We start from the raw sequence: 14,458 nt of genomic DNA, 5'->3' as shown, positions 1-14,458 counted from the left end.
CTCATTGGCGACACCACGGGAGTTTCCATGTCTGTTCGTCTGCTCGCCGGCGTCAAGGGCGCTGTCCTGGCCTGCCTGCTCGGCGGCCTGTCTCTGCATGCCGCGGCCGATCCGGTCACCCTCACCCTGTACAACGGCCAGCACGCCGCCACCGGCATCGCCATCGCCAAGGCCTTCACCGACAAGACCGGCATCCCGGTGAAGATCCGCAAGGGCGGCGATGGCCAGTTGGCCAGCCAGATCACCGAGGAAGGCGCGCGCTCGCCGGCCGACGTCATCTACACCGAGGAATCGCCGCCGCTGATGCGCCTGTCCGGCGCCGGCCTGCTGGCCCCGCTGGACGCCGGCACCCTGGCCCTGGTCGAGGCGCAGAACGCCGGCGGCAAGGGCGACTGGGTGGGCATCACCGCGCGCGCCCGGGTGCTGGCCTACAACCCGAAGAAGATCGACGAGAAGGACCTGCCCAGGAGCCTGATGGACCTGTCCGACCCGCAGTGGTCCGGGCGCTTCGGCTTCGTCCCCACCAGCGGCGCCTTCCTCGAGCAGGTCTCGGCCGTGATCAAGCTCAAGGGCCGCGACGCCGCCGAGGACTGGCTGACCGGGCTGAAGGCCTTCGGCGCCATCTACACCAACAACGTCACCGCCATGAAAGCCGTGGAGAACGGCGAGGTCGACATGGCGCTGATCAACAACTACTACTGGTACACCCTGAAGAAGGAGAAGGGCGAACTGAACTCGCGCCTGTACTTCTTCGGCAACCAGGACCCGGGCGCGCTGGTCACCGTCTCCGGCGCCGCCGTGCTCAAGTCCAGCCAGCACCCGAAGGAGGCCCAGCAGTTCGTCGCCTTCATGCTCAGCGAAGAGGGCCAGAAGGCCATCCTCAGCCAGTCCGCCGAGTACCCGCTGCGCAAGGGCATGCAGGCCGACCCGCAGCTCAAGCCGTTCGCCGAGCTGAACCCGCCGCAGCTCAGCCCCGCCGACATGGGTGAGGCCAAGGACGCGCTCGACCTTGAACGCGACGTCGGCCTGAACTGATGTCCATCGCCGCGCCCGTGGTCCAGGCCCGCGGCGGCCACGGGCGCAAGGCGCCGCTGTGGCTGCTGCCGCCGGTCGTCCTGCTCGCCCTGCTGGCGGCGCTGCCGCTGTTCTACGTCGCGGCCAAGGCCTGGGACTCGGGCTGGCACATGGCCTGGGAACTGCTCTGGCGGCCCTACGTGTTCCGCCTGTTCGGCAACACCCTCAAGCTGCTGGTGCTGGTCACCCTGGCCAGCGCCCTGCTCGGCCTGGCCTGCGCCTGGCTGGTGGAGCGCAGCGACCTGCCCGGGCGGCGCTACTGGAACGTGCTGCTGTGCCTGCCGTTCGCCATCCCCTCCTTCGTCAGCAGCTTCACCTGGGTGTCGCTGAGCCCGGCCTACGAGGGCCTGGGCGGCGCGGTGCTGGTCATGGCCATGTCCAAGTACCCGCTGGTGTACCTGCCGCTGGCGGCCACCCTGCGCAACCTCGACCCGTCGCTGGAGGAAAGCGCGCGCATGCTCGGCGTGTCGCGCCGCCAGGTGTTCTGGCGGGTGACCCTGCCGCTGCTGCGCCCGACGCTGGCGGCCACCAGCCTGCTGGTGGCGCTGCACATGCTGGTGGAGTTCGGCGCGCTGTCGATCCTGCGCTTCCAGACCTTCACCACGGCGATCTACCAGGAATTCGAACTGGAATTCAGCAACGCCACCGCGGCCATGCTCTCCTCGGTGCTGCTGGCGCTGTGCTTCCTGCTGCTGTGGCTGGAACTGCGCATGCGCGGCCGCGGCCGCCTGGTGCGCACCGGCCAGGGCAGCGCGCGGCAGGCCGGGCGGGTGCGCCTGGGCGCCTGGAAATGGCCGCTGCAGCTGCTGCTGGTAGCACTGGTGGTGGTCGGCACCGGCATCCCCATGGCCATGCTCGGCTACTGGCTGCTCACCGGCGCCTCGGCGGCCTTCCCGCTGCTGGAGATCGGCCAGGCGCTGCTGTCGTCGCTGTCGCTGTCCTTCGGCGGCGCCCTGCTCGGCTGCCTGCTGGCGCTGCCGGTGAGCTTCCTGGTGGTGCGCTACCCCGGGCCGCTGGCGCGCTGGGCGCAACGCCTGCCCTACCTGCTGCAGGCCCTGCCGGGGCTGGTGATCGCCCTGTCGCTGGTGTACTTCGCCCTGCACTACGTCCCGGACCTGTACCAGACCAGCGCCCTGCTGCTGATCGCCTACGCCCTGCTGTTCCTGCCCCTGGCCCAGGCGCCGATCCGCGTGGCCCTGGAAAAGGCCTCGCCGCAACTGGAGGAAGCCGCCCGCACCCTCGGCCAGACGCCGCTGCGCGCCTTCCTGCGCATCACCCTGCCGATCATCTCCCCGGCCATGGGCGCGGGCTTCGTGCTGGTGTTCCTCGACAGCATGAAGGAACTGACCGCCACCCTGGTGCTAGGCCCCACCGGGCTGACGACCCTGGCCACTGCGGTGTGGGTGCATACCTCGACGCTGGAATACGCGGCGGCGGCGCCCTATGCGGCGCTGCTGATCCTGATCTCGGGGGTGCCGGTGTACCTGCTGACCACCCGGGCGGCGCGCAGTAGCCGCTGAGGCGCCAGGCTTTTCGTAGGAGCGAGGGGGGCGCCTGGCTCTAGCTCGCGAAAGGTATCATCCCGAAGAGCACCCTCTCCCCAACCCTCTCCCTTCAGGGAGAGGGTTGGGGAGAGGGAAAGGAGCCAGACCCAAGCACCGAAGCCACCGGTGAACACGATTCGCGAGCAAGCTCGCTCCTACAAAAAGCCCAAGGCCCCAAAAGGAAACGCCCCGCCCGGTCTCCCGGCGGGGCGCTTGGCCTCGGATAAGCGGCGTATAACCGCGAACGGTTATACGCCCTACTCGCCCACCGCCTTCCCCAGCGGAATCTTCGGTGCCCACTGCAGCCACTCGTCCTGGTACTCGTCGAACAGCGCGAAGGTCTGCCCCGGCCGCGCCGCGGCGCCCATCTGGGCGTTGTCCGGGGTGGCGAAGGCCACGCCGCCAGCGAGGATGGTCTCGAAGGACTCGGTACGCACCTTCACGCCCTTGAACAGGCCGGCGTCCACCCCGACCCCGCTGGTGTTCCAGAAGCGGCTACCGGTGCGCACCAGGGGCGCGTAGCGCGGCTCGATGAGGATGTGGACGAGCACCCGGTCGCCCTGCTCGCCCAGCTCGAAGGAGGTGACCTTGCCCACCTGCACCTCGCGGTAGGTCACCGGCACGCCCGGCTTCAGCGAGCCGCGGCGGGCGGCGCTGAGGGTCAGGCGCAGGCCGTCGGCGTCGAGCAGGCGGTTGGGCTGCTGCGCCAGCAGGCTGAAGCTGTTCTGCGCCGGGCCCGGCTTGGCTGCCGGCAGCACCTCGATGTAGGGGCCGCTGACCAGGGTGCCGAGGTTCTCCGCGCCGCCCAGGCCGAGTTGCGCCGAGACCACCCAGAAGCGGCTGCCCTGGCGGGCGATGCTGTCCCGGGCCTTGACCAGGCGGGCCTTGAGCACCACGCCGCCGAGGTCGCGGCTGAGGTCCACCTGCTCCACGCGGCCCACGTCCAGGCCGCGGTAGCGGATCACGGTGCCCTCGCGCAGGCCGTCGGCCGAGTCGGCGCGCAGCTCGATCACCTGGCCCTTGGCGTGGGCGCTTTCCTCGCTGTCGTAGAGGGCGAAGCGGCGCACCTTGGTGATGGGCGCGGCCTTGGGGTCCGGGGTGTCGAAGGCGATGCCGCCGCTGATCAGCGTCTGCAGCGACTCGCTCTTGAACTTGATGCCGTTGAGGTCGCCGCTCAGGGTCACGCCGCTGACGTTCCAGAAGCGCGTGGAGGTGTTCACCAGGGCCGCGTATTCAGGCTCGATGTGCACGCCCACCACCAGCCGCTGGCGGTCGCGGGACAACTGGTAGCTCTGCACGGTGCCGACCTTCATCTGCCGGTAGAGGATGGGCGTGCCCACCTCCAGCGAACCCAGGCGGTCGCTGGTCAGCACCAGGTGCAGGCCCGGTGCGTCGAGGTTCAGCGGCGGTGCCTTCGGGCGCACGGCGAACTCGCGGGTCGGCTCGCCCTCCTTGGAGAAGCGCACGGCGATGTAGTTGCCCTTCACCAGCGCCTCCAGCCCGGTGATGCCGGCCAGCGAGATGCTCGGCTTGACCAGCCAGAACTCGGTCTTGGCGTTGAGGAACTCCTCGGTGCGCGGGTCCATCGACAGGGTGGCGGTGGCGCCGTTGAAGTCCTTGTTCATGTCGATGGCCTTGACCGTGCCGACCTCCACGCCGTTGTACATCACCGGGGTGCTGCCGGCGGAAAGGCCGCTGACGTCGTCGACCTTCAGGCGCACTGCCAGGCCGGCCTGGGCGGCGTCGTAGTCCTCGTAGAGGCGGAACGGCTTGGTCGGGTCGGTGGGCGGGCTGTCCGGGTAGCTGTCCGGGGTGGCGAAGGCGATGCCGCCGGCGGCGATGCTGGCCAGCGACTCGGTGCGCAGCTTCAGCCCGCTGAGGCTGCCGGACAGGGTGATGCCGCTGGCGTTCCAGAAGCGCGTGTGCTTGCGCACCAGGTTGGCGTAGGCCGGCTCGATGTGGACCTTCACCTCGATGGTCTTCTGGTCCTCGGCCAACTGGTAGCTCTTCACCTGGCCGACCTGGATCTGCCGGTAGTAGATGGGGCTGCCCTGCTCCAGCGAGCCCAGGCGCTCGGCCTTGAGCACCAGGTGCAGGCCGGGCAGGCTGTCGGACAGTGGCGGCGGCTCCTTGAGCGCGACGAAATCGTGGTTGAGCTCGCCCTTCACCGGGTCGATGGCGATGTAGTTGCCCGACACCAGTGTCTCCAGCCCGGTCACCCCGGCCAGCGAGACCCGCGGCTTGACCAGCCAGAAGCGCGTGCGCTCGCTCAGGTACTCGATGGCCTCCTTGCGCATCTCCACCGTGGCGGTCACGCCCAGCGTCGGCTTGTTCACGTGCAGGTCGATCACCTTGCCCACGGCGATGCCCTTGAAGATCACCTCGGTCTTGTTCGCCTGGATGCCGTCGCCGCTCTCGAACTGGATGTTGATCATCACCCCGGCCTGGTCGTAGGCCCGCCAGGCCAGCCAGGCGCCGATCGCCAGGGCGATCAGCGGCAGGATCCAGATCGCCGACCAGTTGGTGGTCTTGCGCAGCTTGGGGGTGGGGAGTTCACTCATCGTCGTTTTCCGCGTCCGTGTTATCCCAGATCAGCCTGGGATCGAAAGTCACTGCGGCCAGCATGGTCAGCACCACCACGCAGGCGAAGGCGGCCGCGCCGAGGTTCGCCTCGATGCTGGCCAGGTTGCCGAAATTCACCAGGGTCACGAGGATGGCGATGACGAAGATATCGAGCATCGACCAGCGACCTATCCATTCGATGAAACGGTACATCACGATGCGCTGCCGCGCCGACATCGGCTGGTGGCGCTGCACCGAGTAAAGCAGCAGGGCGATGCCGACCAGCTTGAAGGTCGGCACCAGGATGCTGGCGACGAACACCACCGCGGCCACCGGGATCATGTCCGCGTGGATCAGCTCCACCACCCCTTCCATGATGGTCGCCGGGGTGCCGCTGCCGAGGAAGTTGACGGTCATGATCGGCAGCAGGTTCGCCGGGATGTAGAGGATGGCCGCGGTGATCAGCAGCGCCCAGGTGCGGGTGAGGCTGTTCGGCCGCCGCGCGTGCAGCGCCGAGCCACAGCGCGAACAGTGCTGCGGCTCCTCGTCGGTGGCGCGGTTGAGCTGGTGGCATTCGCCGCAGGTCAGGATACCGGCGTCAATGGCCCTCATCGTCGAACTCCCCGGCCAGTTCTTCCCACACCTGGTGGCGCGACATGGTCACCTCCAGCCATATCTGGCTGAACAGCAGGCCGATGAAGCAGGCCAGGCCCACGCCGATGTGCAGCTCGGCCATGTCGATCAGCTTGACGATGGCCACCAGGATGCCCATCAGGTAGACCTCCAGCATGCCCCACTCGCGCAGGTGCTGGTACCAGCGCAGCAGCTGCATGGCCTGCCCGCGCGCCACGTCGAAACGCAGGCTGCAGAGGACGAACAGCTGGCACAGCAGCTTGGCCAGGGGGATCACCATGCTGCACAGGAACACCACGATGCCGACGCCTTGCATGTTCGAGTTGTAGAGCCCCTGCACCCCGCTCCAGACGGTGTCGACGCCGGTCTGGCCGAGGATGTTGATCTTCATGATCGGCAGGAAGTTGGCCGGCACGTACAGGATCAGCGCGGTGAGCACCAGCGCCAGGGCGCGGCGCACCATGTGCGGCCGGTGGATCTCCAGCTCGTAGCCGCAGCGCGGGCAGACCGAGCGGTTGCCCGTGGGGACCGGCTCGCGGCGCATCAGCAGGTCGCATTCATGGCAGGCGATCAGCTGCTCCAGCGGCAGGTCTTGCAGCGCTCGGCTATCGGTTTCGGACATGGGGGGACTCGCGGCGATTTGTGCCTATTGTAGACGAGGCGGCCGCTCTGGCGCTGCGCCCGGGCGCCCTCGAAAGCCTGCGAAACGCCCCCGCGGTGCTGGCCATGGGTGCGCCTTCAGGCCTTGCTCTTCCCGGCAGGCCCGGCCGCTGCCCGGCGCTTCGCCATGGAGGGGCTGGTACCGCGAGGAAGGGGCCGGCCCTCGGCCTTGCCGGACCGCGCCGGGAACGCCGCATCGGCCACAATCGAAGCCAGCGCCATCCTCATGCCGAACTTGTTGAGGATGCCGTTGAGCGTTCCGAGGGTGGGATTCCCCTTGTCGTTCTCCAGCTGGTAGAGCGCCTTCGTCGACATCCTGCACATGGCGGCGAAGGTGTCCTGGTCCAACCCGGTGACCTCGACACGCAGCCGACGGATGGAAACACCGAGCGACTCCCAGCCCTGCACGTTCGCCCGGAGGATGTCGTCGATCAGCCGTTGGCGCTCCTCGACGGTGATGTCTCTCATAGCAGCCCCCATTCGCCCAGGCGTCTGTCCAGATGGTTGAGCGGGATGTTCGCCGAGCGCTTCACCTCGTCGGGCAGGTCCGCGAGCAATTCGGGAAGGGCCCTGAATGCCTGTGCGGCCTTCTTCAGGCGAGCCATCAGGGTGTTCGGCTCGGCAATGCCCTTCAGGGCGGCGCAGACCTCGGCCCAATCCGGATTCCCCCTGCGTTCGCTCTCCCACTTCGTCGCGCGCGTTATGCCCTCGGCATCGAGCACCATCGGCGCCAGGTCATAGACAGGCGCCAGCTGGAACCGACCGGCGCTGCGGAAGATCGCAGTGTTCCGACCATGGTTGTCCGAATTGCCGAGAATCTTGTTCAGCAGGTCGCGCCGGACATATTCGAATACCAGGTCCTCCACTTCCGCGCCCTGGCCATTGGCAGTCCAGAGGGCAGCCAGGCGCTGGAGAACGTCCTCGTGGGCCATCCTCTGCCCCTGTTCGGTCACCTGACAGACCGAGTAGATCGATTCCATGGGAATGCGCTCGACCCGCCCATCGACTATGCGGCGGTCGAAGCGGGGCATCCACAGACTCGGCCGCGTCCCCTCGCAAAGCGCCAGCCCATCGATGGGAACGGTGTCTAGCCCCAGTTCGGCGATGGCCCGGTAGTAGTGGTATTCGGCCCGAAGAATGGCCTTGTCGGTCTCGCTCACCCGGTTGCGGGCGAACTTGATCAGCCAGTGCCGGCGCACCTGGTCGTCCGCGAGCATGGCGTCGGCATGAAGCTGCCCCTGGTCGTCCTCGGCCATGAGCAGCTTCGGCGCCTCGCCTTGCGCCCCCGTGGCGCCGCCCAGCGCGGCCCCCGTCTCGTAGGCGTATTCGAGGAACTCGTTCGTCCTGTCCTCCACCTCCTGTCGCGCGAAGGCCTCTTTGCGCGTGGTATCGAGATAGTCGAACGACTCCTTCACCCGCAGATGCCCGATGGGCGACGGCGTGCAGCGCTTGAAGATGAAGAGCCCCACGTCCATCCCCTCGGGCTTGTCGCCGCCGAACCGCTTGAGCAGGGAACGGTATGCCGCGCCCGCGGGAATGATGTCGTAGACGAAGGCCGGGTACCCGGTACCTCGCACCGAATTCCAGCCCAGCGGCAAGTTCACGCTCACCGCCGGCTCCATCACCGAGTCCATCCGCTCGATGAACGTCACGAGGTAGTCCGTGGCATAGCCGGCCGAGGTCGCTCCGAGCGAAACCTTCTCGGGGTTCTCGACCGTCAGCACCAGGGCATCGTGCCACTGGCCATCGACGTAGGTCTGGAGCGTGAGTTGCTCGGACATGTGGGCGCCTGAATCGGAACTCTGATACCGACCAATTTAGCTATACCCGCATTTTCCGGCAATACAATTCCGATTCAAGTAGTGAACAGACAATAAACCAGCATTTTAATTCCGACTCATGCTCATCTGCGCGGCTTGGCCCGCGCGGTCGGCTCGGCGATCAGCGGGTCGTCCGGCCAGTAGTGCTTGGGGTAGCGGCCCTTGAGGTCCTTCTTCACTTCGGCGTAGGTGCTGCGCCAGAAGTTGGCCAGGTCCTGGGTCACCTGCACCGGGCGCTGCGCCGGCGACAGCAGGTGCAGTTTCACCGCCAGGCGGCCGCCGGCGATGCGCGGGGTGTCGGCCAGGCCGAACAGCTCCTGCAGGCGCACCGCGAGCACTGGCGGGAATTCGCTATAGTCCAGGCGGATGTTCGAGCCGGACGGCACCTGCAGGGTGCGCGGCGCCAGTTCGTCCAGGCGCTGCGGCAGCGGCCAGGGCAGCAGGCCGTGGAGGATGCCGGGCAGCTCCAGGTTGGCGAAGTGGGCCAGGCGCGAGACCTTGCCCAGGTAGGGCAGCAGCCAGGCCTCCAGGCTCGCCAGCAGGGCCTGGTCGCCGACGTCGGGCCACTCGCTCTCGCCCTTGCTTTCCAGGTCGAGCCGGCGCAGCAAAGCGATCCGCGCCTGCCACTGGCGCAGCTCCGGGGTCCAGGGCAGCAGCTCCAGGCCCTTGCGCCGCACCAGGCCGAGCAGCGCGCGGCTGCGGGCCTCGGCGTCGAGGTTGGGCAGCGCCTCGCTGGACAGCACCAGCTCGCCGACCTTGCGCTGGCGCTCGGCGCGCAGCACGCCTTCGCGCTCGTCCCAGTCCAGTTCGTCGTGCGCCCTCACCTGCTCGGCCAGCACCGAGTCGAACAGCGCCGCGTCCAGGGCGGCGGCCAGGTAGATGCGCTCTTCGCGCTGGCCCTGGCGGCTGCCGAGGTCGGCGACCACCAGCCAGGGCTCCTTCATCAACGCGTCCGGTTCGCCGAACTGCGCGGCGCGGCCGTTGGCCAGGCGGTATTCGCCGCCGCCCCCGCGGCGCTGGCGGGCCACACGGTCGGGATAGGCGAAGGCCAGCAGCGCGCCGAGCCAGCGCGGGTGATCGGGGTCGGCCACCGCCTCGGCCGGCTGGCCGCGCAGGTAGCCGCGGAATTGCCGGGCCAGCTGCCGCGCGCGCTGCACCGCGCCGCGGCTGGCGCGGTTGCCGGCCGACTCCCCGGCCAGCAGGGCGGTGCGCTCGTGCAGGTCGGCGCCGGCGCCGCGCAGGATGTCGCGCTCGCCCAGCAGCGCGGCGACGTCGCAGGCCAGGCGGCCCAGGCCCAGTGCCTGGCCGCGCAGCAGCAGGTGGGCGATGCGCGGGTGCGCCGGCAGTTCGGCCATGGCCTGGCCATGGGCGTTGAGCGCGCCCTTGTCGTTCAGCGCGCCGAGGCGATCGAGCAGGTCGCAGGCCTGTGCATAGGCGGCAGCCGGCGGCACGTCGAGCCAGGCCAGCTCCCCGGGCTCCACGCCCCAGCGGCCCAGTTGCAGGGCCAGGCCGGCGAGGTCGGCCTGGAGGATTTCCGCCGTGCCGTAGGCCGGCAGTTGCTCGTGCTGCGCCTCGGACCACAGCCGGTAGCACACGCCCGGCTCCAGGCGCCCGGCGCGGCCGGCGCGCTGGGTGGCCGAGGCACGGGAGATGCGCTGGGTCTCCAGGCGCGTCATGCCGCTGCCCGGGTCGAAGCGCGGCACCCGCGCCAGCCCGGCGTCCACCACCACGCGCACGCCGTCGATGGTCAGGCTGGTCTCGGCGATATTGGTGGCCAGCACCACCTTGCGCTTGCCTGGCGGCGCCGGCTCGATGGCGGCGCGCTGGGCGGAGAGTTCCAGTTCGCCGTGCAGCGGGCACAGCAGCACCTCGTCGCGGCCGGCCAGGGCCTCGCCCAGTTGCTCGGCAACGCGGCGGATCTCGGCCTGGCCCGGGAGGAACACCAGCAGGCTGCCGGGCTCGTCGGCCAGGGCCTGGAGCACCGTCTGCAGCACCCGCGGCTCGACGAACTCGCCGGGCTGGAAAGGCCGGCCCCAGCGCAGGTCCACCGGGAACATCCGCCCCTCGCTGCGCACCACGGGCGCGTCGTCGAGCAGCGCGGCAAGCCGCTCGCCCTCCAGGGTGGCGGACATCACCAGCACCTTCAGCGGGGTGTCGCGCAGCAGCTCGCGGCCATTGAGGGTCAGCGCCAGGGCCAGGTCGGCGTCCAGGCTGCGCTCGTGGAACTCGTCGAAGATCACCAGCCCCACGCCTTCCAGCGCCGGGTCATCCTGCAGGCGGCGGGTGAGGATGCCCTCGGTGACCACCTCGATGCGCGTCTTCGGCCCCACCTTGCTGTCCAGGCGGATGCGGTAGCCGACCGTCTCGCCGACCCGCTCCCCCAGTTCGGCGGCCAGGCGCTCGGCCGCGGCGCGGGCGGCCAGGCGGCGCGGTTCGAGCATGAGGATGCCCTGTCCGGCCAGCCAGGGCTCGTCGAGCAACGCCAGCGGCACCCGGGTGGTCTTGCCGGCGCCGGGCGGCGCCTCCAGCACGGTCTCGTGGCGCGCGCTCAAGGCCTGGCGCAGGGCCGGCAGGACAGCATCGATGGGGAGGGCATTCATGGCTATATTTCATCCACCCTTAAGCAGACGGAAATGACGAACCGGCGATTATAACGGCGAACCGCAGCCACTCCGCCGCAGTCCCAGTTACAGGTAGCACGGCCTGCCGATGGAGGCGCCCCGCGCCTCGTTGATATAGTTGCCGGAAGTACCCTCCAGGAGGTTCTACATGCGTCTTGCCACCCGAGTTTCCTGCGCGGTTCTCAGCGCAGCCCTGCTGAGCCAGTTGGCCGCCTGCGGCACCCTGTTCTACCCCGACCGCCGCGGCCAGATCGACGGCCGCATCGACCCGGCCATCGCCGTGTTCGACGCCATCGGACTGTTGTTCTACATCATCCCGGGGCTGATCGCCTTCGGCGTAGACTTCGCCACCGGAGCCATCTACCTGCCGGACGAGAAGTACTCCGTCGCCCCCGAGAAACTGCACGAGGCGGTCGGCGCCGACGGCCAGGTGGACCGGACTAAACTCAAGGCAATCATCGAACGCGAGACCGGCCGTGCCCTGCCGCTGGACGACCCACGCCTGATCCAGCGCGTCGGCAACCCGCAGCAACTGGCCAGCCTGGGGCTCAAGCTGGAGGGCTGACATGCACGCGACACTGGGGCGCCACCTGGAAAAACTCCTCGACTACCATCTCTGGGCCCACGAGCGCATCCTCGAGGCCGTCGCGCCCCTGGACGAAGCCGTCTACCGCGAGCCGCGCGGGCTGTTCTTCGGCAGCCTGCACGGCACCCTCAACCACCTCGCGGTGGTCGACCGCATCTGGCTCGACCGCGTCGCCGGCCGGCCCTGGCAGTTCACCCGCCTGGACACCGAGGCGGCGCCCGACCGCGCCGCCCTGGCCGACTTCCTCCGCGCAGGCGTGGGCGGCTGGCAGCAGTGGCTGGCGCAGCAGGACGAACGCGACCTCGGCAAGCAGCTGGAATACCGCAACATGGCCGGCCAGGAGCACCGCCAGAGCCTGGCCGACATCGTCCAGCACCTGGTCAACCACGGCACCCACCACCGCGGGCAGATGAGCGCCGCGCTCACCGCCCTCGGCCAGCCGGCGCCGCTGCTCGACTACATCTACTTCCTGCCACAACGCCAGGACACCCGCTGAACTTGGACAAGGAGCGTGCCCGCCTGCTGCACCTGGCCACCAGCGCTTCCCTGGCGGTGGCCGTCATCCTGGTGGTGACCAAGGCCCTGGCCTGGTGGTACAGCGGCTCGGTGAGCCTGCTCGCCGGCCTCACCGACTCGCTGCTGGACGGCGCCGCCTCGCTGCTCAACCTGCTGGCGGTGCGCTATGCATTGCGCCCGGCGGACGAGGACCACCGCTACGGCCACGGCAAGGCGGAGTCGCTGTCGGGCATGGGCCAGGCGCTGTTCATCTCGGTCAGCGCGGTGCTCATCGGCACCCAGGCGCTGGATCGCCTGCAGCACCCCGAACCGCTGGGCGCCACCGGCTGGGGCATCCTGGTCATGCTGCTGTCCCTGGCGCTGACCGTCGCCCTGCTGATGCTGCAGCGCCAGGTGATCAAGCGCACCGGCTCACTGGCGGTGCAGGCCGACTCGCTGCACTACCGCTCCGACCTGCTGCTCAACGGCAGCATCCTGGTCGCCCTGCTCCTGGCGCACTACGGCTTCCCGCAGATGGACGCGGTGTTCGGCCTGGGCATCGCCGCCTACATCCTCTGGAGCGCGGTGCGCATCGCCCGCGAATCGGTGGCGGTGCTGATGGACGAAGAGCTGCCGCCGGACGTCAGCGAGCGCATGCTCGAGCTGGTGCGCCAGGTGCCCGGGGTGGCCGGCGCCCACGACCTGCGCACGCGCATTTCCGGCGACCGCTGGTTCGTCCAGTTGCACCTAGAGCTGCCCGGCGACATGCGCCTGTCCCAGGCCCATGCGCTGTGCGACCAGGCCGTGCTGGCGATCCGCGCCGAGTTCCCCCGCGCCGAGGTGCTGGTGCACGCCGACCCGCTGGAAGTGGTGGGCCGCGAGACCATCAGTTGACGCTGTAGCCACGCCCCTGCATGCAACTGCCCAGCGCCCCGCGGTAGGTATCCACCGCCTGCTGCGAAGGCGCGTAGCTGGCCATGGCCGGGTCGAAGCCGCTCTGCCCGACCGCCCAGGTGTGGCACTCGTAGTGGTCCTGGGCCTGCTGCTGCGGGCTCTGCCCGTACATCGGGTAGGCGATCACGTCGTATGGGTTGGTCATCGGCGCGGCCTGCGCCTGCTGCGGCGGGGGCACCACCTCGTAGCTCTGCGAGCCGGTGTCGAACAGGTAGTAGGTACCGGCGGCGAGGAAGTACAGCATGCTGCCGATCCACACCTGCTCGGCGAAGGACGGCAGGTAGCCGACCCGCACGCCGTAGGGCGGCGTCACCACCACGTAGCGCGAGCCATGGGGGCGGTACCAGTAGCCGTCGTTGAAGAAGTAGTCGTTGCCGCGCCAGGGCACCCGGCGATAGCCGGGAGGCATGTGCTCGACCTCGTAGCCGGGCCGCCAGTACGAAGGCTTCGGGCCCCAGTTGCCGCCCGGCGGGCGACCGTGCCAGTCGTTGCCCGGTGCCGGCGGCCGGCCCTGGTTCTGCCAGGCGTTGCCACCGGCAGGCGGACGGCCGGAGCCGGGGCGCTGGCCGCCACCCTGGTTGGCGCCGGGCCACTGCGTGGTCCAGCCACCCGGCCCGCGATCGGAGCCGTGATCGTCACGGCCTGCCGTGGGGCGACCTTGCCACTGGCCACCCTGGCTGCCCTGCGGACGACCCTGCCACTGGCCACCCTGGTTGCCCTGCGGACGACCCTGCCACTGGCCGCCCTGGTTGCTCTGCGGACGGCCCTGCTGCGGGCCACCCTGGCTGCCCTGCGGACGGCCCTGCCACTGGCCACCCTGGTTGCCCTGCGGACGACCCTGCCACTGGCCACCCTGGCTGCCCTGCGGACGGCCCTGCCACTGGCCACCCTGGTTGCCCTGCGGACGACCCTGCCACTGGCCACCCTGGCTGCCCTGCGGACGGCCCTGCCACTGGCCACCCTGGTTGCCCTGCGGACGACCCTGCCACTGGCCACCCTGGTTGCCCTGCGGCTGGCCACCCTGGCTGCCCTGCGGACGGCCCTGCCACTGGCCACCCTGGTTGCCCTGCGGACGTCCTTGCCATTGGCCTCCGCCATTGCCGCCATGCCCGCCATGGTCGCCCTGACCCGGGCCCTGACCTTCGGCGAAGGCCTGGCCGGCGATGGCCAGCGACAACAGCCCAACGGATGCCAGACGCCAGATGCCCGACTTCATGAATGCCTCGCAGCGGCCTGCCGGCCGGTCTCGTGGTTTCGCATGCCTGGTAGACAACGCTATCGGCGGCGCATCGCGGGTGTCAGGGTAAAGTCAAGGTAAAGGTCGGCAGGCAAATCGCGGGCAAGAAAAAAGGTTCATCGCGCTTTCCCGGGGAAGGCGGCCTTGATTTTCAGGAAGAAGTAGTCCGAGTCCCGGAAACCATAGGCCATTCGTTTGATCACCTTGATGCGGTTGTTTACCCCTTCCAGCAGGCTGGTGTGCATGGGGAAGCGAGCGCTGGCCAGGATGCC

The 14,458-nt window shown here is 69.2% G+C and carries 13 protein-coding genes; 5 read left to right on the top strand and 8 right to left on the bottom strand.

Going from position 1 to position 14,458, the window contains the following annotated elements:
* The first annotated feature begins 27 nt into the window (after window positions 1-27).
* Window positions 28-1,035: an iron ABC transporter substrate-binding protein gene (locus VV867_RS02885; protein WP_275627710.1), complete on the top strand. Its 1,008-nt coding sequence runs from the start codon at window positions 28-30 to the stop codon at window positions 1,033-1,035.
* Window positions 1,035-2,594 carry an ABC transporter permease gene (locus VV867_RS02880; protein ID WP_275627711.1) on the top strand — a complete coding sequence of 520 codons (1,560 nt, stop codon included), beginning with the start codon at window positions 1,035-1,037 and terminating at the stop codon, window positions 2,592-2,594. The genes VV867_RS02885 and VV867_RS02880 overlap by 1 nt, the downstream gene beginning before the upstream one ends.
* 281 nt (window positions 2,595-2,875) lie before the next feature.
* Here VV867_RS02880 and VV867_RS02875 read toward each other — a convergent pair whose 3' ends face one another.
* The 6 genes from VV867_RS02875 to hrpB form a co-directional block, all read right to left on the bottom strand.
* Complete coding sequence (locus tag VV867_RS02875; RefSeq protein WP_275627712.1) at window positions 2,876-5,179, bottom strand: PqiB family protein; 2,304 nt, start codon at window positions 5,177-5,179, stop codon at window positions 2,876-2,878.
* Window positions 5,172-5,792 (bottom strand): paraquat-inducible protein A, encoded by a 621-nt coding sequence (locus VV867_RS02870; RefSeq protein WP_109936208.1) that lies wholly within the window; start codon window positions 5,790-5,792, stop codon window positions 5,172-5,174. The genes VV867_RS02875 and VV867_RS02870 overlap by 8 nt, the downstream gene beginning before the upstream one ends.
* On the bottom strand, window positions 5,779-6,435 hold the full coding sequence (locus tag VV867_RS02865) for a paraquat-inducible protein A (protein ID WP_109936207.1): 657 nt from the start codon (window positions 6,433-6,435) through the stop codon (window positions 5,779-5,781). The genes VV867_RS02870 and VV867_RS02865 overlap by 14 nt, the downstream gene beginning before the upstream one ends.
* Window positions 6,436-6,551: 116 nt before the next feature.
* Window positions 6,552-6,941 carry a helix-turn-helix domain-containing protein gene (locus tag VV867_RS02860; RefSeq protein ID WP_275627713.1) on the bottom strand — a complete coding sequence of 130 codons (390 nt, stop codon included), beginning with the start codon at window positions 6,939-6,941 and terminating at the stop codon, window positions 6,552-6,554.
* Complete coding sequence (locus tag VV867_RS02855; protein ID WP_275627714.1) at window positions 6,938-8,254, bottom strand: type II toxin-antitoxin system HipA family toxin; 1,317 nt, start codon at window positions 8,252-8,254, stop codon at window positions 6,938-6,940. Before VV867_RS02855 ends, VV867_RS02860 begins: the two co-directional genes overlap by 4 nt.
* A 122-nt stretch (window positions 8,255-8,376) precedes the next feature.
* A complete protein-coding gene (gene hrpB, locus VV867_RS02850) occupies window positions 8,377-10,893 on the bottom strand; it encodes an ATP-dependent helicase HrpB (protein ID WP_275627715.1) in 2,517 nt (838 codons plus the stop codon).
* Between the two features lie 169 nt (window positions 10,894-11,062).
* On the opposite strand from hrpB, the gene VV867_RS02845 reads away from it, so the two are divergent.
* The 3 genes from VV867_RS02845 to VV867_RS02835 are packed head-to-tail and all read left to right on the top strand — an operon-like array spanning window position 11,063 to window position 12,889.
* Window positions 11,063-11,479 (top strand): hypothetical protein, encoded by a 417-nt coding sequence (locus VV867_RS02845; protein WP_009617385.1) that lies wholly within the window; start codon window positions 11,063-11,065, stop codon window positions 11,477-11,479.
* Between the two features lies 1 nt (window position 11,480).
* Window positions 11,481-11,996, top strand: coding sequence for a DinB family protein (locus VV867_RS02840; protein ID WP_109933648.1), 516 nt, complete (start codon window positions 11,481-11,483; stop codon window positions 11,994-11,996).
* A gap of 2 nt (window positions 11,997-11,998) precedes the next feature.
* Complete coding sequence (locus tag VV867_RS02835; protein WP_425343488.1) at window positions 11,999-12,889, top strand: cation diffusion facilitator family transporter; 891 nt, start codon at window positions 11,999-12,001, stop codon at window positions 12,887-12,889.
* On the opposite strand, the gene VV867_RS02830 is transcribed toward VV867_RS02835, so the two are convergent.
* Window positions 12,882-14,165 (bottom strand): DUF6515 family protein, encoded by a 1,284-nt coding sequence (locus VV867_RS02830; RefSeq protein ID WP_328565579.1) that lies wholly within the window; start codon window positions 14,163-14,165, stop codon window positions 12,882-12,884. The genes VV867_RS02835 and VV867_RS02830 overlap by 8 nt on opposite strands.
* Before the next feature lie 137 nt (window positions 14,166-14,302).
* Window positions 14,303-14,458, bottom strand: a 156-nt coding sequence (locus VV867_RS02825) for a transposase (RefSeq protein ID WP_328565671.1), incomplete at its 5' end; no start/stop codon positions are given.

This window comes from Pseudomonas sp. JH-2, assembly GCF_036231725.1.
In the GTDB taxonomy this organism is placed as follows: Bacteria; Pseudomonadota; Gammaproteobacteria; order Pseudomonadales; family Pseudomonadaceae; genus Pseudomonas; species Pseudomonas delhiensis.
The sequence above is the reverse complement of the archived record's forward strand: the minus strand, read 5'-3'. Positions and strand labels throughout refer to the sequence as shown.